This is a genomic window from Pseudalkalibacillus sp. JSM 102089 (genome assembly GCF_041366475.1).
GTDB classification, from domain to species: Bacteria; Bacillota; Bacilli; order Bacillales; family Guptibacillaceae; genus Guptibacillus; species Guptibacillus hwajinpoensis_B.
In genome coordinates this window covers 102,755-124,419 of record NZ_JBEWYW010000008.1, presented here as the reverse complement: position 1 = coordinate 124,419, position 21,665 = coordinate 102,755, and the positions used below count along the sequence as shown (strand labels likewise).

General features: G+C 39.2%; 17 protein-coding genes and 1 riboswitch. Of the genes, 16 read left to right on the top strand and 1 reads right to left on the bottom strand.

Annotation, left to right across the window (positions count from 1 at the left end; genetic code table 11):
* Positions 1–168 precede the first annotated feature (168 nt).
* Together ABVF21_RS16705 and ABVF21_RS16700 are read left to right on the top strand one after the other, a co-directional pair.
* Positions 169–2,358, top strand: a complete 2,190-nt coding sequence (locus ABVF21_RS16705; protein WP_371018625.1) for an FUSC family protein — start codon at positions 169–171, stop codon at positions 2,356–2,358.
* Positions 2,359–2,598: 240 nt separating this feature from the next.
* Positions 2,599–3,375 carry a 3-hydroxybutyrate dehydrogenase gene (locus tag ABVF21_RS16700; protein ID WP_303530834.1) on the top strand — a complete coding sequence of 259 codons (777 nt, stop codon included), beginning with the start codon at positions 2,599–2,601 and terminating at the stop codon, positions 3,373–3,375.
* A 62-nt stretch (positions 3,376–3,437) separates the two neighbouring features.
* Here ABVF21_RS16700 and ABVF21_RS16695 read toward each other — a convergent pair whose 3' ends face one another.
* Positions 3,438–4,061, bottom strand: coding sequence for a LysE family translocator (locus tag ABVF21_RS16695; protein WP_371018624.1), 624 nt, complete (start codon positions 4,059–4,061; stop codon positions 3,438–3,440).
* Positions 4,062–4,310: 249 nt separating this feature from the next.
* Between ABVF21_RS16695 and ABVF21_RS16690 the strand changes: the two genes are divergently transcribed.
* The 14 genes from ABVF21_RS16690 to ABVF21_RS16625 all read left to right on the top strand — a co-directional run bounded on the left by ABVF21_RS16690 (position 4,311) and on the right by ABVF21_RS16625 (position 21,618).
* Positions 4,311–4,874, top strand: coding sequence for a GNAT family N-acetyltransferase (locus ABVF21_RS16690; RefSeq protein WP_371018623.1), 564 nt, complete (start codon positions 4,311–4,313; stop codon positions 4,872–4,874).
* Between the two features lie 97 nt (positions 4,875–4,971).
* Positions 4,972–5,403: a GNAT family N-acetyltransferase gene (locus ABVF21_RS16685; protein WP_194222332.1), complete on the top strand. Its 432-nt coding sequence runs from the start codon at positions 4,972–4,974 to the stop codon at positions 5,401–5,403.
* A gap of 196 nt (positions 5,404–5,599) precedes the next feature.
* The gene (locus tag ABVF21_RS16680; RefSeq protein WP_371018622.1) at positions 5,600–6,064 is read left to right on the top strand and encodes a GNAT family N-acetyltransferase; all 465 of its coding nucleotides are present in this window, start codon (positions 5,600–5,602) and stop codon (positions 6,062–6,064) included.
* A gap of 61 nt (positions 6,065–6,125) precedes the next feature.
* Positions 6,126–6,224, top strand: a riboswitch (SAM riboswitch).
* Between the two features lie 83 nt (positions 6,225–6,307).
* A complete protein-coding gene (locus ABVF21_RS16675; RefSeq protein WP_303531131.1) occupies positions 6,308–6,970 on the top strand; it encodes a sulfite oxidase-like oxidoreductase in 663 nt (220 codons plus the stop codon).
* A 297-nt stretch (positions 6,971–7,267) separates the two neighbouring features.
* Complete coding sequence (locus ABVF21_RS16670; protein ID WP_303531133.1) at positions 7,268–8,617, top strand: copper amine oxidase; 1,350 nt, start codon at positions 7,268–7,270, stop codon at positions 8,615–8,617.
* A 277-nt stretch (positions 8,618–8,894) separates the two neighbouring features.
* Positions 8,895–10,133 (top strand): ABC transporter substrate-binding protein, encoded by a 1,239-nt coding sequence (locus ABVF21_RS16665; protein ID WP_303530842.1) that lies wholly within the window; start codon positions 8,895–8,897, stop codon positions 10,131–10,133.
* The gene (locus ABVF21_RS16660; RefSeq protein WP_303530843.1) at positions 10,102–10,986 is read left to right on the top strand and encodes an ABC transporter permease; all 885 of its coding nucleotides are present in this window, start codon (positions 10,102–10,104) and stop codon (positions 10,984–10,986) included. The genes ABVF21_RS16665 and ABVF21_RS16660 overlap by 32 nt, the downstream gene beginning before the upstream one ends.
* Positions 10,983–11,801 carry an ABC transporter permease gene (locus ABVF21_RS16655; RefSeq protein ID WP_371018621.1) on the top strand — a complete coding sequence of 273 codons (819 nt, stop codon included), beginning with the start codon at positions 10,983–10,985 and terminating at the stop codon, positions 11,799–11,801. Before ABVF21_RS16660 ends, ABVF21_RS16655 begins: the two co-directional genes overlap by 4 nt.
* 13 nt (positions 11,802–11,814) lie before the next feature.
* Positions 11,815–12,801, top strand: a complete 987-nt coding sequence (locus ABVF21_RS16650) for an ABC transporter ATP-binding protein (RefSeq protein ID WP_303530845.1) — start codon at positions 11,815–11,817, stop codon at positions 12,799–12,801.
* Positions 12,798–13,454 (top strand): TVP38/TMEM64 family protein, encoded by a 657-nt coding sequence (locus tag ABVF21_RS16645; RefSeq protein WP_303530846.1) that lies wholly within the window; start codon positions 12,798–12,800, stop codon positions 13,452–13,454. Before ABVF21_RS16650 ends, ABVF21_RS16645 begins: the two co-directional genes overlap by 4 nt.
* Positions 13,455–13,467: 13 nt before the next feature.
* Positions 13,468–14,049, top strand: coding sequence for a CDP-alcohol phosphatidyltransferase family protein (locus ABVF21_RS16640; RefSeq protein WP_303530847.1), 582 nt, complete (start codon positions 13,468–13,470; stop codon positions 14,047–14,049).
* A 14-nt stretch (positions 14,050–14,063) separates the two neighbouring features.
* Entirely contained in the window at positions 14,064–15,491 is a 1,428-nt protein-coding gene (locus ABVF21_RS16635; protein WP_303530848.1) for a dihydrolipoyl dehydrogenase family protein, read from the top strand.
* Between the two features lie 20 nt (positions 15,492–15,511).
* Positions 15,512–16,600: an FAD-dependent oxidoreductase gene (locus ABVF21_RS16630; RefSeq protein ID WP_303530849.1), complete on the top strand. Its 1,089-nt coding sequence runs from the start codon at positions 15,512–15,514 to the stop codon at positions 16,598–16,600.
* Between the two features lie 731 nt (positions 16,601–17,331).
* Positions 17,332–21,618 (top strand): S8 family serine peptidase, encoded by a 4,287-nt coding sequence (locus tag ABVF21_RS16625; RefSeq protein WP_371018620.1) that lies wholly within the window; start codon positions 17,332–17,334, stop codon positions 21,616–21,618.
* The last annotated feature ends 47 nt before the right edge of the window (positions 21,619–21,665 follow it).

Below are 21,665 nucleotides of genomic sequence, written 5' to 3'. Positions count from 1 at the left end.
GATACCGAGGAAAAGAAAATAAGCAATATGAACGATCTAACATTAACTTCCCAACAAATAAAAGTAGAGTTGGAATACGCAATGTTGGCAGAATGAATCAAAATTCGCTATTATTAATGTATGTGGACTAAAAACGAGAAAACAATCATACAAAGCTGGTGGTCTCGTTTGGCTGCTACAGACCCCGGCAGGACTAGGTTACATCAAGCAGCAAGAATAACGATTAGCGTTTTTTCTTCCGTCATGACAATGCTGTGGTTGACCACAATACTTGGAATATCATTTACCCCAGCTATTCTTGCTGGGGTGGTAAGTCTTTTATCATTATTACTTGTGAATGATGACACAGATAAAAAGAAAAAAATCACTGCCCTTTTGTTAGTAATTTCAAGTATTATTTGGTTAACACTTCGAACATTGCTTAGCTCTATTCCATTTGTTACGGATGGTTTGTTTTTACTTGTGATCTTTTTTGCTTACTACCTACAACATTATGGTTTTCGATATTTTGGACTATTTATGATTGCTTTTTTATCGATCTATTTTTCAACCTTATTGAAACTTCAACCATCCGACTTGCTCGGTTTTATCCTCGGAATTGTTGTCGGAGGAGCATACTCGTATCTTTATCACTTTATTCTGTTTAGAAATCGTCCTAAAAGACAGCTCAGTCGAAGTATGAAGTCGTTTCATATTCAAACAAACCTTACGCTAGATCTCGTACTTGATGCCATATCAGATCCGACTCCGAATCGCTATAGAGCCTTGTTATTAAAGCGAGATGTAAGAAAACTTAATGAGTATGCCCAGGTTATTTCAAGCCAATTAACAACAACTGATCCAGGAGAAGTCTGGAGTGGTATAGACGCTGAGCAACTTAGAATGTACGTCTTTGATGCCGAGATGTTAATTGAAACACTTTATCCCGCAGTTAAAAGGATGAAAGAACTTCATGCACTTGAACATAATGAAGTAAGAAAATTACTATATAAAGTTGTTGAATCCATTAGAGACGCTGAGGTGTTACGAAGTCACGATATCGTTGGAAACTTAAAGCAAACACAGACCGTTATTGAAGAATTGAAAAATCAGCTGATCGAATTACGAATATCTAATCATCAAAATAAAGATTGGTTATGGTTAATTAGGAGAATAGAGTCGATTGCCAATCATCTTATTGAAAGTTCAAACGAACTCGGAGCTAGACGGATGGCGAATATTGAAGAACAAGTTCGATTAGACGATCCAGAAGAAGTAAAGAAAGAAAATGTTCAAGAAAGTGAAAAATCAAATCGACCAAGAGCAGCCACTAGGAAGGCGCTCCAAGCTATCGTAGCAGGCGTAGTGGCTATTTTCTTAGGCTATTTCCTTTCACCTACTCACCAGTACTGGGTTCTCCTCTCTGCATTTGTAGTACTTTTAGGAACGGATACCGTTGGAATGACGTTACAAAAAGCTTTTCAACGGTCACTGGGAACTATTTTCGGCGCGGTTGCAGGTTTTGGCCTGGCGCATCTTCTTGAAGGAAGGCTTGTCTTAGAGTTAATTGCATTATTTTGCTGTATCTTTATGGCATTTTATTTGCTCTCCATTTCGTATGCGATGATGATGTTTTGGATGACAATGCTAATCGCGATTATGTACGATTTTATCCTAGGTGGGATTACAGAACAGATTTTAATAGCTCGTGTGTTTGATACGTTAGCAGGAGCATTCATTGGTTTTCTAGCAGCAGCAGTGATCTACCCTAAAACTACACGTGAAAAGGTTGCAGATACTGCGGAAGATTTTCTTAATAAATTAAATGAGTATGTGTCGGATTATCTTGAATCCTTTTCACATACTGAAAAGAATTTTAATTTTACAAATCAGGCTTTTAGTATTGATGAACAAATGCGAAAAATCCTTGAAGATGCGAGACCGCTTCGTAATCGACCTGCTATTCTTGCCCGATCAGGGATTGAACGCTGGTTAACTGTACTAACAGCGATCAATTATTTTGCTAAACATCTATTGGCTTCTACAAATCGAAATAACCGTTCAACTATCATAGAAGGATCAGAGAACACACTTTTCGAGGTTAATGAAGTGATTAAACATAATGTCCATACTTTACTTAAACTATTAAAAGGTGAAACAGGGTTAACGATGTATAGTTTAAATAAAGAAAGAGAGTATATTGAAGGTCTTTCAGAAAAAGTTGAATATGAAGATTTAAATTTGAAAAAGTTTGTAAATGACCTCTATTATATATGGAGAATTAACCAGTCACTTTTGATATTAGGGAAGGAACTTGGCTCCACAAAGAATAAAGAAGCATCTGATCATTTTAATAAGAATCGTAACCTGGAGCAGTAACGCACCAGGTTATTTTTTTGTTGAGCCAAATGTGGATGGGGCGATTGAAACTAAGCTTTCATTCAAATAAACCAGAAATCAATACATCTAAATATAGGCTAAAAAAACTTTAATGAAGTGACTTAAATTGGGAGCTATGAAAATTAATCAAAAATGATTAGTTTATTAAAAGGGGGAGCGGGAATAGAGAGGTGTGACAGTATAATTTTAATTTAGGATTGACAATAGGAGGAAATATTCATGGTTAACAACAAGACTGTATTTATTACAGGAGCAGCTAGAGGAATTGGTTTTGAAATTGGTGAAACGTTCGCAGAGAATGGAGCAAAAGTTGTTCTATCTGACATAAATGAAGAAGGAACACAAGAAGCTGCCAAGAAACTAAGAGATAAAGGTTATAACGCTATTGGTATTAAAGCAGACGTGACAAATGAAGATGAAATTAAACAAGCAATTGACCGTACTGTAGAAGAATACGGTCGCTTAGACGTGTTAATAAATAATGCGGGACTTCAGCACGTATCTGCATTAGAAAACTTCCCGACTGAGAAGTTTCGTATGATGCAGGATATTATGCTTACAGCTCCTTTCATAGCAACAAAGCATGTATTTCCAATCATGAAGAAACAAGGATTTGGGCGAATTATTAACATGGCATCTATCAATGGTGTCATCGGTTTCGGAGGGAAAGCGGCTTACAATAGTGCCAAGCATGGGGTCATTGGTCTTACAAAGGTTTCTGCACTTGAAGGTGCGGAACACGGTATCACAGTAAATGCCATGGCACCAGGTTATGTTGATACACCACTCGTAAGAGGTCAGATGGAAGATCTAGCGAAAGAACGCGGAGTAGAGCTAGAAAAGGTACTAGAAGAAGTAATCTATCCACTTGTACCACAAAGAAGACTTCTTGAAGTGAAAGAGATAGCTGATTACTCAATGTTTATCGCAAGTGATGCAGCGAAGAGCATTACAGGGCAAGCTCTTCTAATTGATGGTGGTTATACAGCTCAGTAAATTTAGATTTTACTAAAAAAATATTAAAGCAGCGCCTTCTAATGAGAAGCGCTGCTTTTTTTTTATTGATCGCTAAAGGCTATTTGAAGACCAATTAAAGCAAGCAATAATGCTTTTGCAAGATTGAATTTTCTAGCTAGAACATGATTTTCTACGACATAGAATGCGATTTTTCCTGCAAATAAGCTTATTGCACTAAAGATAAGAAAGGCTTGTAGAATGAAAACCCCTCCTAAAATTAACATTTGAAGAGCAGGTGAATTTGCCTGCTGATTTATAAACTGTGGAAGAAGGGCGAGAAAGAATAAAGAGATTTTTGGATTTAAAATATTCATAACAATCCCTTTTCGATATAAAGAAAAATAAGGTCTGCTAGGTTGACTTAGGGGGTTAGTTGCGGATCCGCTATCTTTAAAAGCTTCATATGCCATGAAAAGTAAGTAAGCTGCCCCGCTAAACTTAACAATCGAAAAGGCGAGAGAGGATTGATAAAGGAGGGCAGAAATTCCTAAGGTAGCAGCGGAAATATGAACAAGTAGTCCTGAACAGAGGCCAAGAGAAGTGGCGATACCAGCCTGTTTGTTCTTTGTGATGCTTTGAGCAAGAACAAATAAATTGTCAGGTCCTGGCATAACGGTTAGAAGAACAGCAGCAAGAAGGAATGATAGTATAATTGTAATATCCAATAGATCTCACCTTTCAAAACTATTTTCTCAAGTATATAGGAGGAATGAAAATGTATAAAGACTTGTTCAAAGGGGCGAATGAATATTATGCGGAATATCGAAAACCATATCCTCGTGAGTGACCCTTCAATTCGTCTCTCGATTTCAAATATATGTAGCGGACATTGGGCGGAAACACCAATTACTTGACAGATTTCTCATTAATGATATAATTCTGACATCTTTTAGTGTTGTTGGAGGAATAGTTCCATGAAACCCATTTTATTTGATATACCAAGTAAATTTAGCACTGACCGTTTACATATACGTTTTCCACTACCTGGGGATGGTGTCTCGGTTCATCAATCAATTGCTGCCTCGTTAGAAGAGCTTAAACCTTGGATGCCTTTCGCACATATAGATCAAACGGGAGAAGACGTTGAAGCGAATATCCGCGAATCTCACGTAGCGTTTTTAAAGCGGGAGGATCTTCGACTATTACTCTTCCATAAACAGACGGGTGATTTTATCGGTTCCTCAGGGTTACATCGAATAGATTGGAACGTTCGTAAATTTGAAATCGGTTATTGGATTGATTCTAGATACGCTGGTCAAGGCTATATGTCTGAAGCGGTCCAAGGCATTGTAGATTACGCCTTTTCAAACCTTAACGCTAGAAGACTAGAAATTCGTTGCAATGCGACAAATAGGCGAAGTCGGCGAATTGCCGAGAAACAATTGTTTCAACTTGAGGCTATTTTACGAAACGACCATGTCTCAATTGATGGCAGTAAACTAACTGATACATGCGTCTATGCTTTAACAAAAAAATAAATTTGGTAAGAATATGCACCTTACTTATGGGAGGAATAAGGTTCTTGCATCAAGAATAAACGAGTAATGAATGATTTTGATGATGGAGGGAAACTATGTGATCGAACGAGCGACGATAGAAGAAAGAGATTTTATTTTATCGAATTCCATTCAATCTGTTAATGAAGGAACGACAAATCCTGGTATCGTAAAAGAAGAGAAAGCACTCGAAATTGTATCATCTATTCTGGATCGAGGTGGTTACCACCTCATTTATCGCGACGAAGGGGAAATTGCTGGCTGGGTATTACTTGGAGAAAACACGGATTATTTTACAGAAAGCAAGCATGGGTTCATTTATGATGTATTTGTTTTTCCAAAGTTTCGTGGGAAAGGGTATTCTAAGCAGCTGGTTCAAGCGAGTATTGAAAACTTCAAAGAACAGGGATATGAGGAAATTCGTTTGAATGTGTATTCCTCTAACTTCGCGAAATACATTTATAAAGACATTGGATTTCGAGAACTTCAAACAATCATGGTTTATAAATAGTTGTCCAGCTTCTTTTCATTTATTAAAAGAATGTGAAAAACAACTCATAATTAATCATCATGCCCTTGGAACTTGCTACACTATTTTTGCAGGGACTTCCCCGGTTCCTGCCCCCCTTAAAATATAAAGTGTGAGCCCCATGCATTTCCCAGCATGGGGCTTTTCCTTTTCAATCGCGCAGAAATGAGGGAGAGTATTGTTATATCAATTTAAGTTAATAAGTCATGAAGCAGTCGAGCGAATTATCTCCTGGAACTATGATGGGGTATACTCATTTTATAATATGGACGAGGATCTTGAAGATCTAAAAGAGTTCCGAGAAGATGCAGTCAGCAATGAAAATTATTGGAGCGTTTACCAAAGGGATCATCTTATTGGTTTTTTTAGTTTTCATGAGCATGAAGACAACCATATAGAAATTGGTCTAGGAATGTGTCCCTATAATGTTGGAAAAGGAGAAGGCTTTTCTTTTTTAGAGGCTGGCCTTCAAAAAGCAGTTGAATTGTATCATCCAACTTCCTTCGGAATGGCAGTAGCTGAATTTAATAAACGAGCCATAAAAGTGTATCAAAGGGCTGGGTTTCAAATCACTCATCTGTTTATGCAACAAACCAATGGGGGAGAGTTTCAATTTGTTGAAATGAAAAAAAATCTCGTTTAAAACAATAATTGCAAAATACTAAATAGACCGATAGAATGAATCAAAATTACATTATTTAATTTCCTTATTGAGAGAGGCGGAGGGACTGGCCCTTTGATGCCCGGCAACCTGATAGACAAGGTGCCAAATCCAGCAGAGTCTATGCTCTGAGAGATAAGGAAGAGCTCTGAAGCGAACTCTTCCTTATTAGTTAGGAAGAGTTTTTTAGACGATTCAATAAATGAGAGACGGGTTGTGAAGAATTTGAAAAAAGCTGACCGTATTCGCAAAATGAAAGTTCCAGATGCAAGTGAAAAGTATGGTGATCGTCTGCCACCGGGGCAAGTACTTACAGAAAGGTTCCCTATTCTACATGAAGGTGATGTACCTGTGTATGAGATGTCGACATGGAACCTAAGTGTATTTGGAGAAATTGATAAGGAAGTGATCATTTCCTATAGCGACATACTTGCCTTACCACAGAAGAAAGTAAAGTGTGATATTCACTGTGTCACAAGGTGGTCTAGGTTTGATAATACTTTTGAAGGGGTTTTGATTAAGGATTTTATGAACGCATATGGGATAGTACCGAAAACGAACTATGTTATGCTACATGGAGACTATAACTATTCAACGAATATTCACCTCACTGACTTAATGAGAGATGATGTTATTCTTGCCCACTCAGTCGATGGAGAGAAATTAACGGCAAAACACGGATGGCCTCTTAGGTTAGTTGTACCGCATCTCTACTTCTGGAAAAGTATTAAATGGATCAGAGGGATAGAATTTATCAATGAAGACAAACCTGGTTTTTGGGAACAAAACGGATTTCATAACCATGCCGATCCATTTAAAGAAGAAAGGTTTTCTGGAGAGGATTTGGGACTACCGGAAGATGAATGGGAGAAAAAAGAGTTTGATTAATTTTTCTTAAAAAAGCGGGCGTGATTAACACATATAGAATTGATTGAGGAAAAGGTAGTTTATTATCACATTCTAAATATCATCATATCTATAAAAAAATAGTTAAAATTTGAAAGTCAGCAGAACCTTAGTATGTGTGGGTTTTGCTGACTTTTTATTGTCTCGTAATTAAAAAAAGAGAAGAATTTTAAAAAAGAATGATCCAAATGGATCTTCTCTCCGTTAGCTAAGTGTAAATCAAAATTAAGGGGAGTGGATTTGATAATGAATACGAACAAGAATATGAAAAAGAAAGTGATCGATTGGAAAAAGGGACTATTAATTGTTCCGCTTAGCTTTTCACTTTTAATACCAACTGCTGGAGCATTTGCCTCTGACCACGACGAGCAAATGGACAAGCCTACAGTAGAAACACCAGGTGCTGATCTTCGTGCTGATCTTGGCCATTTACTAAGTGAGCATGCTTATCTTGCAGTAGAAACAATGAGAAAAGGAGCTGAAGGTTCTGAAGATTTTGAAGCTTCTGCTGGTGCCTTAAGTGAAAACACGGAAGACCTTACAGCTGCGATTACATCCGTTTATGGTGAAGAAGCAGGAGCTGAATTTAATGAAATTTGGAGCAATCATATCGGTTTCTTCGTTGACTATGTGAAAGCAACAGGTAATGAAGATGAAGATGCAAAACAAAAAGCTTTAGATAGTTTAGATGGTTATAAAGAAGATTTCTCTAATTTCTTGGAAAATGCAACTGGAGAACGACTTCAAGCTGAAACATTGTCTGAAGGACTTCAAGCTCATATTAATCAGTTGATTGGTTCATTTGATAGCTATGTAGCAGGTGATTATGAGATGGCTTACGAGAAAGAACGTGAAGCGATTGCTCACATGCAAATGGTGGCTAAAGGATTCTCTGGTGCCATTACTGATCAGTTCCCAGACAAGTTCGAAAACACAGAAGCCGTAACACCAGCCTCTGATCTTCGTGCAACATTAGGTCATTTATTATCTGAACATGCTGGTCTTGCAATGATGACAATGCAGAACGGAATCGACGGATCAGAAGACTTTAATGCATCTGCAGATGCACTAAGCAAGAATACGGATGATCTAGCTGCTGCGATAACTTCTGTATATGGTGAAGAAGCAGGCAATCAATTTAAAGAAATGTGGTCTGGACATATCGGTAACTTTGTAGAATATGTTCAAGCGACGGGAGCTGAAGATGAAGCTGCTCAAGAAAAAGCACTAAAAGCGCTTGAAGACTATCGTGCAGACTTCTCGAGTTTTCTTGAAACAGCAACTGAAGGTAGATTAGAAGCGGGACCATTATCTGAAGGGTTACAAATGCATGTGAATCAATTAATATCTGCGTTTGATAGCTACACTACGGAAGACTACGATGCAGCTTATGATTCGGTTCGTGAAGCTTATGCTCATATGTATAAGCCGGCAAAGGGACTTTCTGGTGCTTTCGTAAACCAATTCCCGGATAAATTCGCTATGGAAGCTATGCCAACTGATATGCCTAAAACAGGTATGGGTGGTACAGCTGAACAGCAAATGCCAATCGAATGGATTGTTGCAGCTATTCTTGCAACTATGGCTGCAACTGGCGTAATTGTTCGTAGAAAAATGCAGAAAAGCTAAGGGAATAGATGATAGGGTAGCCTAACATACCCGTTAGAAAAGCAATAGCCAAAGTGGCTATTGCTTTTCTTCGTGAAAAGAACGATGAACTTGCCGTTCTTACGCTATAGGAAATGGTTTTATTATAGTTTGAGATGTAAGGAGCGTTACAGCATCATGTTTATAAAAAAGGTATACTGATAATGGGAAAATAGATGATGTCTGACTATGAAACACAATTAAGTTCGTCAAATATGTCTTTCAGTTGCTAGGATAGTTTATAAGAGGGGGAAACTAGATGAAGCAAAAGTTAACATTTATTATCGCAACGCTACTTTTTATTGTTGCATGTGGGAATAGTGAAACCAATGAAACTGGTAAAACAGAGGTGTTATCAAAGGAGTGGGATGAAATCGTATCCTCTTCTAATGGAACAGAGGTAAATCTCTTTATGTGGGGAGGAGATGAAGGCATTAATCAGTACGTTGATGAATGGGTAGCACCAAGATTAAAAGAGGAGCATGATATTACGCTTAATCGTCAGCCGATGAATACCGAAGAATTTATGCAAAAACTTTTAACAGAGAAAAAAGCAAATAAAAACAAAGGTACAATTGATGTCATATGGATAAATGGCGCAAATTTCAAAAATGCTAAGAATGCTGATTTATTACTAGGTTCTTTCTCAAAGAAGCTGCCTCATTTTCAAGAATACATTGGATCAAAGGATCAGAATGCTGAATATGATCAAGGGACGGAAATTGATGGATTAGAAGCTCCGTGGGGAAATGTTCAATATGTTTTTCATTACGATTCGAGCAAGATCGATACACCTCCAAGTACACTTGAGGAGTTAAAGCAGTGGATTCACGATAATCCTGGGAAGTTTACGTATCCTAACGTTTCGGATTTTACTGGTAATACGTTCGTGAAGCACCTACTCATAAAAGGTGCAGGCGAAGAGTCGGGTCTTCTGGCAGAGGAATTTAACAAAGAGATTATTAAAGATTCCGAAGAATACGTGTGGAATTATCTTGATGATATAAAGTCTGATCTTTGGCGTAATGGTGAAACTTATCCTGAATCATTGACTAAACTTGATACGCTTTATAGTCAGGGGGAAATCCTAATGACTATGGGCTTTAACGAAGCAAGAGCAGAAAGTTTAATTGAAAATGGAACGTTTCCTGAAAGCACGGAGTCGTTTGTTCTAAAAGATCCTGGATCGGTTTCAAATACACACTATCTCAGTATTCCATTTAATAGTCCGAATCCAGAGGGAGCTATGACAGTTATTGATTTTCTTGAATCGCCAGAAGCTCAAATAGCTAAAATGGATCCTACAATGTGGGGGGAAGGTACGGTATTAAATTTTGATAAATTGAGTGAAGAGGATCAGAAGATTATTGGGAACCTTGACCGGGGAAAAAGCGTACTTTCCACAGAGGTTTTAAATGACTATAAGCTACCAGACTTAGATATAGGTTACACGGAGTGGATTAATAATGAATGGGCGAATCGGGTTATTGAGCAATAAGTGGAAATTACGTTTATATTTATTACCTGCGCTTGCGGTCACATTGCTACTTGTAGGGCATGGAATGTGGTCAGCGGTAGCTCAAAGTTTTCAAACAATAGATGGGGAATGGACTATTGCAACATACACGGAACTTTTTAGTAATCATGCTTTTTTTCATTCCCTTAAATTAACGTTTCGAGTTGCTGTCCTGTCCACTTTACTATCGTTAGTGATAGGATTAATAATGACTAGAATGTTATATGAGTTATTTAAAGATTCATCACTGAAGCTACTTGTATGGATACCGATGTTAATTCCGCATTTTGTTGCAGGTTATTTAGTATTTTTGTTTTTCTCGCAAAGTGGACTGTTCTCTTCTCTACTTTATCAAATGGGAGCATTAGAGAGTCGAGGTGATTTTCCAGTTCTTGTTCAAGAGAAATTTGGGTTGGGGATCATTTTAACATATGTCTGGAAGGAAGTTCCTTTTGTAATTCTCATGCTGTTGCCTGTTTATTATGAGATCGATCATCGCTATTCTGAAGTCGTTCGAACGCTAGGTGGAAGTAAGTGGGATGTTTTTAAAACAGTTGAACTACCCTGGATACTGCCGATTCTCATCGAAACAGCAGTAATTTTATTAGCATTTGTCGCTTCTGCGTTTGAAATCCCATATTTATTAGGTGTCACACGACCAGAAATGTTACCAGTTAGAGCATACGAATGGTTTTATGATGGGGATTGGAGCAAGCGACCACTTGCATTTTCTGCTATGCTCCTTCCAGGTGTGCTCGCCCTTCTTCTTGCGACCTTTTCAATCGGAGCTGTGCAAAAACATAGGCTTAGAATGATAAAGGGGAGAAACAGATGAGGTTATTTTTGAAGCGTTTAGGGAAAAGAGAGTTAGCAACTAGTTTCGTGTTTGTTTTGTTTATTATTTTATTCATCCTACCTTTTGTAACAATAGGAATGAAAAGCGTCTCCGAAGGGTGGGGGTGGCCTGCGTTATTTCCAAACGAACTAAGTTTGGATGCGTGGCGTAGCATAATGAAAGATCCTTCATTAATCGAATCAATTGTTACAACGTTCAAGATTGCTCTTCTAGTTGTAATATTAAATATTTTGCTCGCAATACCAGCGGCCAGGGCTCTTTCTCACTATACGTTTAAAGGAAAATCCATTATTGAGGGACTATTGCTATCCCCTATTTTAATACCTGGCATTTTACTCGCAATGGGGCTTCAATTTACGATGATACAATTTGGCTTAGCAGATAAGATGATAGGGGTTGTCATTGTTCATTTGATTCCTACGCTACCTTATGCCATTCGTGTCATGAGGGCAGGCTATGAGAGAATGGGAAGTAGTCTAAATGAGCAGGCTGCTGTACTAGGAGCCGGTCCGTTGACGCGCTTTTTGACAGTAGCCCTACCTTTATTACTTCCAAGTATTCGAAGCTTAATGTTATTAACTTTTGTTATATCTCTAGGACAGTATGCGCTTACAGCTATTATTGGGGGAGGTACAGTGATCACTCTCCCATTATTATATTACCCCTATTTTTCAAGTTCGAATGAAGCAGTTATTGCAGGATTTTCAATACTTTTTGCTTTGCTTCCCCTTCTATTTATTGGCCTGGTGGAAGTTATGTTGAGGCTGGTTATTCGAGCTGTTAATCGCGTTTGAAAGGAAGATTGTTTTGAACCAGCTATTGCAATGCAGAAACCTTCATAAGAAATTTTCAAATACATCCATCTTGCAGAACCTTTCGTTTCATTTAGAAGAAGGTGAGCATTTTACAGTAGTAGGACCATCAGGATGCGGTAAGAGTACACTCCTCAGGTGTATTGCTGGTTTGGAAGCACTAAATGAAGGAGACATTTACTTAAGAGAAAAATCAATTGTAAGGCTGAAACCAGAAGATCGTTCAGTCGTTTTGATGTTTCAGGATTCATTATTATTTCCTCATTTAACAGTACTAGAAAACGTAACTTATGGTTTGAAAAGAAAAAAAGTATCAAAAAACGAACGCGTGAGGCAAGCTGAACAAATGTTAAATAAAGTAAAACTATCTAAATGGAAAGATACCTTTCCTCATGAATTATCAGGTGGTCAAAAGCAGAGAGTATCACTTGCAAGAGCGCTTGTGCTGAAACCAGATCTTCTTTTATTAGATGAGCCGTTTAGCTCGCTTGATGCTGCACTACGAGAATCACTTCGTAGTGAGGTGAAGGATTTATTAAGAGAAGAAGGGATTACTTCCCTGTTTATTACTCACGACCGTGACGAAGCTATCGAAATGGGTGATAGGCTTGCTGTTATGTATGAGGGGAGATTCACCCAAATCGGTCATCCTTATGATGTTGTCACGAATCCTTCATCTATGGAGAGCGCTAAAATTATTGGAGAAGGATTAGCTCTAGAAGAAGGCTTTATTCCGCTTAGTAAATTAAAGGCCATTTCTGTGCAAGATAATGAAAGTAACCAGGATTGTATCTTTGTTTCAGGAAAGGTAAGCGCGGTTACAGTAAAAAACAACATAGAATGCTATCGTATATCCTGGGAACAGGGAAGTATTCTTGTCATGTCAGACAGTCGTTTAGTTGCGGGCCAAGAAGTTCTATTAAGTGCTAAGAGGGAAGATATGAAAGAATATTCCAAAGATCAATGGGGTCTTGCCCGATGACTGTTAAAACACTTCTAAAAGGATTATCGTTGACGGCACTTATCATTGTTATTTACTTACTTAATCAATATGTATTTGATTTTAGACCCTCTCACATTCGTGGTTGGATTTCATCATTCGGCTTTTATGCCCCGCTCATTTTCTTGCTTATTTGTATTGGCAGACCCTTTGTGCTTTTTCCCACATCGATCATTTCGATCAGTGGTGGCTTAGTATTTGGGCCTCTACTTGGTACAGTTCTAGCCGTGGTAGGTGGTTCAACAGGAGCTCTTCTTTTCTTTTCATTAGCAAGAAAATTAGGAATGAACATCCTACCAAAATCATGGAAGCGGAGGGGAGAAAACCTTGAGAAACGATTATCAGAAAAGGGTTTTCTTTATGTACTCTTGTTACGTCTCGTTCCTTTTCTTCATTTTGATTTAGTTAGCTATGTTTGTGGGGTTTCTAATGTGAATCGGAGGAAATACTATTTAGCAACGCTGCTGGGGATGTTACCAGGTGCCATTGCATTGAATTTTCTGGGGGCAAGTTTTTTATCAAATAATTTATCGTCGGTCATTATTGCTGCTGCCGTATTACTACTATTACTTATCGTAAGTCTATATATTCGCAGAAAAGCATTCGGACCTTCTGTTGAAGAAGAACTGAAATAAGGACGGTGCTGTCGTGCTTGACACTCATGCAAGGAAATATGTTCAGCCTCTAATGGATCGCACCTCAGAATCGCTGCTTCGATTAGGTCTTACGGCTAATCAAGTAACGGTTGTTTCATTCATTATTGGCATTTCATCGGGGATATTTATTTATTTTGATTATTACGTTTGGGCGGTTATCGTTTTATGGGCTTCTGGTTTTCTTGATGCTGTTGATGGAACAATGGCACGTAAAACAAAGCCATCTGCTTTTGGCACCGTATTAGATGTGAGTTTTGATCGTGTTGTGGAAATTAGTGTCATATTGGGGCTTGCTTTTCGGTTTCCTGAAGCAATGTGGGCCCTGTTATTATTAAGTACTTCCATCATTTTTGCCATGACGATCTTCCTTACAGTAGGTGCTGTGTCAGAGAAAAAAGGCATCAAATCATTCTATTATCAAGCGGGAGCTGCGGAGAGAACAGAAGGTTTTCTTCTCTTTACAGCAATGATTTTGTTTCACAACTTTTTAGTTATCTTGACACTAGCGTTTGTAGCAATTGAACTATTCACTGCTTTTCAAAGACTAGCAGAAGCCAAAAGGATATTAGGATAGAGGAGATGGGACGAATGATAGAATATGATCTAATTGTAATAGGCGGGGGTTCTGGTGGACTGACTGCTGCATCTGGTGCAGCCAATATGGGAGCCAATGTGGCCTTAATCGATGATCAGCCAGGTTTAGGTGGTGACTGTCTTCATTATGGGTGTGTCCCATCAAAGGCTTTTATTACAGCTGCTAAAGAAGTTCATGCTGTCTACAAGGGGGCAAAAGAATTTGGCCTTACGGTGAGCGGCGAAGTGCTCTTTAGTCGTGCTATAGATCGCGTGAAAGAAGCGATTAGTGAAATTCAAGAAATTGATAGTGATGAGCGCTTTGAGAAATTAGGGGTAGATATTTATCGAGGCAAAGGTTCATTTAAAGATAGTCATACAGTCCACATTGATGGCAAGAACCCAATCAAAGGGAAACGTATTGTAATTTCCACAGGATCAAGCCCGAAAGTTCCCCCAATTGACGGAGTGGAACATGTTTCTTATATTACGAATGAATCAATTTTCAATTTAGACCATTTGCCCGAAAGCATCGTTTTTATAGGTGGCGGTCCTGTTGGACTTGAGCTTGCTCAATCTCTCTCAAGATTCGGCTCAAATGTAACTATATTAGAAACCTCTGAAACCATTTTGAAAAAAGAAGATCATGATATTATTCCAATTGCTACGAAGGAATTGGAGAAAGAACTTTCATTTATTTTTAAAGCAGAAGTAAAAGAGATTAAAGAGGAAAACGGTTATAAAGTTGTGGCGTATATAGAGAATGGCGAAGAGAAAACTATCCAATCAGAAATGATTATGTTTTCAACGGGTAGAAAGCCTAATACAGATAAATTGAATTTAGAAGCGGCCTTAGTAGATGAGGACAATGGATTTATTACAGTTAATGCATCATTACAATCTAGCCAATCCCACATCTATGCAATTGGTGACGTAAATGGTGCCTTTCCTTTTACACATGGAGCTGGTATGGAAGGGAAACTTATTGTACAAAACGCGGTGTTTGGATTGAAGAGAAAAGTAAACTATGAGAACGTTCCATGGGTTACGTATATAGATCCTGAGGTCTTTCATCTTGGAATGACTGAGAAAGAAGCGAAAGAGAAACATGGCGATCAAATTCGCGTTTTCAAGGTTGGTATGGAAGATGTCGATCGATTTATAGCTGAGCGCAAAAAAAATGGACTTTTAAAGGTCATTACAGACATGAAAGGGCATATTCTAGGTGCTCATGCTGTTGGTGAAGATGCTGGAAGCTGGATGCAAGAAATTGTTTTTGCGAAAGAACATGGTCATAAAATCGGAGACATTTCTACAGTTATTCACCCATACCCAACGAAAGGGGCTATCCTAAATCAAGCCGCTGATTTATTCTGGAGAGAAAAATTATTTGATGGTTGGCTTCCCAAGGTGTCAGAAAAATACATTAAATGGGTGCGATAAAGAATTAAAGGAGGAGAAGGTTGAAGAAACTGTTGTTAATTGGAGCGGGACATGCTCACCTTCACATAATGAAGAAACTTCAGGAAGAAAAAGGAGAGCATGAGGTGACACTCATTTCTCCATCGGAGTATCAATATTATTCTGGAATGTTCTCAGGCTATCTTGAAGGGCTATATAACAAAGAAGATATGCGAATACATATTCCAACATTAGCAAAAGCGGCAGGCATTCATTTTACGGAGGGTGCAGCGTTATCTATAGATGCTAAAGCAAAAGTTGTGTTAACGGAAAAGGGTGACATTCTCTCATATGATGTTCTTTCCGTAGATATCGGTTCATTAACAGCCGGAATTGACGTACCTGGCGCTAGAAAGCATGCTCTCCGCATAAAACCTAATTATCGTTTCGAGGAAGTCGCGAAGGCAATGCAGTCGGCAGAAACCCCTGTCGTTGTAGGGGGCGGCGCAGCGGGTGTTGAAATGGCTTTAGCTCTCACTGCAAAAAGAAAACTTGAGGATAAAAAACCGGTGGCATTAATTTCTCATTCACCATTGTTAGAAAATACTTCTGCTAAAGCGCAGGAAAAAATCAAGCAAATTATGCAAGATAAAAGCTTGCCACTTTATTTGCAAGAAAAAGTGGCAAATATAACATCAAGTCAGATTATCACAACAACTGGTAATCAAATTGCTTATGATGAAGTGCTATGGTTAACTGGACCAAAAGCTCCAGGTATATTTCGAACTTCTCAATTACCAGTTGATGAAGCGGGTTATTTACTTGTAGAAGATACACTACAAGTGAAGGAGTATCCGGCCATTTTTGCGGCAGGAGATTGTGCTTCTATCCGCCAGTATCCAGATCTACCTAAGGCCGGTGTAGTAGCCGTGCGACAATCAGAGATCCTCTGGGCGAACATAAAGGGGTTTCTGAAAGAGGCGAATGGTCGGCGTTTCCAACCTAAAAATACTTACTTATCGATTCTTTCTACTGGTCAGAAACAGGGATTACTGTTATATGGGAGAATAGTACTTCATCATCCACTCTCTTGGAAATTAAAAAATAGAATAGATCAAAAGTTTATGACCACATACAAGACGCATGTTTGAGTAACGCCCCACTTAGAGGTGTATTACAATAGGCCTTTAAGGGGTTCTCTTCATAAAAAAACTCTCTTTCTTTAAGAAAGAGAGTTTTTTTTGAAAAAGGATGTTAATGAACGTTGCTGATTTTTGGCTCATGTACGCTCTCTGATTAAATTGCACTCGAATGAGCCAAAAATCGAGAATCAAAAGTAGAAGCTAATATAGATTGTTGATAAAAAATATTGGTGTAATCTTCATTAATTCATACAAAAAGACCGCGACTTTATGAGTGGACATGTGAAAACCCTGTCGGATATTTGTGCTGAAAAGAGAGGGGTTGACAGAACGATTGCTAGCGAAATATGACAAATTAGAGTGACTTCTAAATTTTTTTGGCATGTCGATAAAGGACTATTTGAACAAACTCCTCCTTTATGCTGACATCAAAAAGATATAAAAGCGAATTTTAGGGACTTTGTCATAAGTGTATTACTTGAGTAAGAGTCGCTGCTTCTATAGTCCTTAACCGCTAAAGGCTATTAAAAAACGATATCACTCATCAAAATACTTCATAAGTAGGACAATCATCATTATTTTATATTAAAAGTACTTTGAGAGAATCGAATCATTTTCTGAAAATTTTGTCATTTTCGTTTGGGTTGTGACAAATCCTGGTATAGCATATTAAGTGAACCCGGCAATACAAAAGGAGGGCAGAGTGTAAACACAAAACTAATAATTAGGGAGGAAGAAATTTGAGAAAACGAAGCAAACGTAAAATCGTAGCTCTTTTTGCTTGTTTTATTCTCCTCATCACGAGCTTCATACAACCAGCGATGCAAGCGAACGCGAAAAGTGATTCTTCTGTATCCATGAATGATGAAGTGAAACGCGTTGATCAGAAGGTATCGAAAGCATTCGAGAAGAACGAAAAAGTAACGTTCTTGATTAAATTTGCAGAACAAGCTGATACGACAAAAGCCGCGAAAGAAGCTGAAGAAAAGGCTAAGAAAAACAACTTAACTTCCTTTCAAGCTGAAATCACTAAGCGATCAGCTGTTGTTAATGCATTAAGAGCTACGTCTATTGAAACACAACACTCTGTGTCCACATACTTAGAACAACAAGAGAAAAAAGGTAATGCAGAAGACATAAAATCATTTTACATCGTAAACGGTATGGCAGTAACAGCAACAAAAAAAGTGATGAACCAACTAGCATCATTTCCTGAAGTGGATAAAATACTTCCTAACGAGATCAGGCAGATTCAGCCAATTCCAGATAAAACGAAAACTAAGGCTAAAACGACTTCAGATACAAACTCAATTGAGTGGAATATTGATCGAGTAGGTGCTCCTGAAGTATGGGATATGGGAATTGATGGGGCAGGGACGGTGATCGCTAACATTGATACCGGTGTTCAATGGGATCATCCCGCTCTTATGGAACAGTATCGAGGATATAGTTCTGAAGGAGTAGATCATGAATTTAACTGGTTTGACGCTGTAAGCGGAGAAGCCGCCCCATATGATGATCTCGCACATGGGACCCATACAATGGGAACAATGGTTGGCGCTGAACCGGATGGTTCGAACGAGATTGGTGTCGCTCCTGGGGCAAAATGGATAGCGGTAAAAGCTTTTAGCGAAGACGGTGGAACAGATATCGATCTTCTTGAAGCAGGAGAATGGATTATTGCTCCTAAGGATGCAGAAGGCAATCCACACCCTGAGAAGGCTCCTGATGTGGTAAACAATTCTTGGGGAGGCGGACCTGGGCTTGACGAATGGTATCGCCCAATGGTTCAAAATTGGCGAAATGCAGATATATTCCCAGAATTTTCCGCTGGTAATACAACACTATTTAATCCCGGAGGACCGGAGTCAATCGCAACACCAGCAAATTATCCTGAGTCATTTGCTACAGGAGCTACAGATATCAATAATGCTCTTGGGAGTTTCTCTCTACAGGGACCATCCCCATATGATGAAATAAAACCTGACGTTTCAGCTCCTGGAGTTAATATCCGTTCTGCGGTACCAGGGAGTAGCTATGAAGGAGGGTGGAATGGTACGTCGATGGCTGGACCACACGTATCAGCGATTGCTGCTCTCCTTCGTCAAGCAGATCCATCGTTGACGGTTGATGATATAGAAGACATCTTTTTAAACACCGTCACACCACTTACAGACGATGAATTCCCAGATTCTCCGAATAATGGTTACGGTTATGGATTAGTGAATGCATTTGATGCCGTTTCTTCTGTTATGAGTGGGCTCGGTACATTAGAAGGTGATGTGATGAAAGAAGGAAGCGATGAAGAAGAGCCCACATATCAACACGATGCTCCTGCAGAGGCCTATGCTCAGATGGACCTTCCTCTTACCGTCACAGCGACAGATAATGCGAGCGTAACAAGTGTAGAGCTTGAATATGCTCATAACGGAGGGTGGACGTCAACTGAAGCAACAAGAGTTGATGGGAACTATCTTTCTGGATCCTATCAAGCTATTATTCCAGGTGACGCCGTCAGTGAACCTTCCGTTAGTTACAGGTTTAAAATCGAAGACTATGGCGGGCATGTTGTCACAACGGACGAATATCAGGTAGAAATTATCCCTGGTATCTCAACAGGTTACGAAACGGACTTTGAATCAGAGCCAGCTGGATGGATGAGCTGGGGAGAAAATAATTCATGGGAGTGGGGGACGCCAACGGTTGGTCCTGAAGCTTACTCTGGAGAAAAGGTTTATGGAACCAATCTTGATGGAGCATATGACAACAGTGCTAACATGACGCTGATGATGCCTCCTATCGATTTACCAGAAGGTGAAGCTTATCTTCAATTCAATCAATGGTATGAACTTGAAAGAAACTATGATTATGGTCATCTCTTCGTTTCAACCGATCAGGAAAATTGGGAAGCTCTTGCGGAGTATAATAATCTTTCTAATGAATGGGTGAGTGAAGAGGTTGATCTATCTGCCTATGAAAATCAGCGGATTTATTTAGCTTTTCACGTCGAGACGGATGGCAGCGTGATGAAGCAGGGCTGGTATATTGACGATGTAAGTTTATCAGCAGAGCCGATGGAAGTCGCCGCTAAGAAAGAGAGCGCGAAAGTTTCTATTCAGCCTGATGGAAAATCTGCTAGTGCCAAAGCGAAAGAAAAAGTCAATCCTGACAAGTTAAAACCTACACCGCTTGTTGTAAATCCAGTTCAAGAGAAATCATCACCGACGCCTCAAGCTCTTCCGCTTCAAGCAGAAGTTTCTATTCTTGAGACAGGGCGCTCTGCAACAACGAACTTGGAAGATGGTAGCTATTCCATGACTCATGCAGCAGGGGACTACACAGCTATTGCAGAAGCATATGGATACCAGTCAGAGACTCAGGAAGTGACGATCGTAGATGATGAAGTGACAGAAGCTGACTTCACATTAGAAGCGATACAAGAGGGAGAAATTGAAGGAACAGTCACGAATAGTGAAACAAGAGAGCCAATCCAAGATGCAACTGTTTTATTAGTAGAAGATGCTGCTATAGCACCTGTTCATACTGATGAAGAAGGACATTATTCAGTAACAGGTTATGAAGGGGAGTATACGTTAAAAGTTCTTGCGGCCGGTTATTATAGCGAAACATTTAACGTCACTGTGGAAGCGAACGAGACCGTTGTACAGAATGCTGATCTTTCCCCATTCATCGGATATGAAGGGGAAATCGGGTATGACGATGGTACTGCTGAGAACGCAAGAGCGTTCTATGATGCTGGGAACGGTTGGGCTGTGAAAATGTCGCTAGCAGAAGGTCAAGAACGTGCGCTTGTGACTGGAGGGTTATTTAGATTCTGGAATACGGAATGGCCAAATCCAGGCGGCACAAATTTCAAAGTCGAAATTCATGATGCATCAGGCCCGGATGGAGCACCAGGTAAGAAACTCGCTGGTCCAATTGACGCGACTGCTCTTCGAAATGGCGAATGGACGATGGTTGATCTGTCTGATCAAGGAGTAATCGTAGAAGGTGATTTTTATCTCACTTATATTCAAGCGGATGCCAATCCAAATGCTCCGGGTCTTGCAACAGATGAAGACGGGGAATATGTCGACCGAAGCTTTCAATATGTTAGCGGCGCATGGTCAAAAGCTCCTGAAGAAGAAGGGAACTATATGATCCGTGCAGTCGTTGATTATGAATTAACAGCACCAATGATTACATCTCCAAAAGACGGTTCGTATACAAACAAGAATAGCATTGAAGTTGACGGTGAAACGGCACCAATGACAGACGTTCATGTTATGAAAAATGGCGACGAAGAAGCTGTCACAACTTCTAATGAAGAAGGTAATTTTACAACAGAAATCCAATTGAGCGAGGGTGAAAATCAGTTAACAGCTCGTGCATCGACTGATCGTGGAATGACGGGAGAATCTGATGCTGTTATGGTCACTCTAGATCAAACGAAACCGGAATTAACGATCACATCTCCTAAAGATGACTGGAAAACAAATAAAGGATCAGTAACAGTTAAAGGTGACGTTCATGATGAAAACCTTGCTTGGGTAAAGGTTAACGGAACGAAAGCGAAAGTAGAAGATGGTGCATTTTCACATCGGATGCTGCTCGAGCAAGGTGAGAACATTATAAAAGTAGTGGCGAAAGACAAAGCAGGAAATAAAACGAAAAAGTCGATCAAAGTTTATTCCCAGCAAGAAGAATTGGTCATTAATCAATTAAAGCCAGATCAAAATAAAGATCTTCAGGCGGGAGAATCAGTGAAAATTGAATTCGATAGCGCTCCAGGAATAAAGGCTACTTTCTCAATTCGTATGCCGCTAGTGAATCCAACAATGATGCCTTCAAGTATGACTGAATTTCCAATGATGGAAGTATCAGAAGGGCATTATGTCGGTTACTGGACAGCTACTTCGAATGTGGTGGCTGAAGGTGCTGAGATCGAAGTGAAAGTGAAAGATTCTTTTGGCAACGAGACACGAAAAACAGCGGAAGGATTACTAAATATCAATACGAAAGAATAGTTTAAACCATCGAAAAAGCAGGCAGTCTAAAATAGACAGCCTGCTTT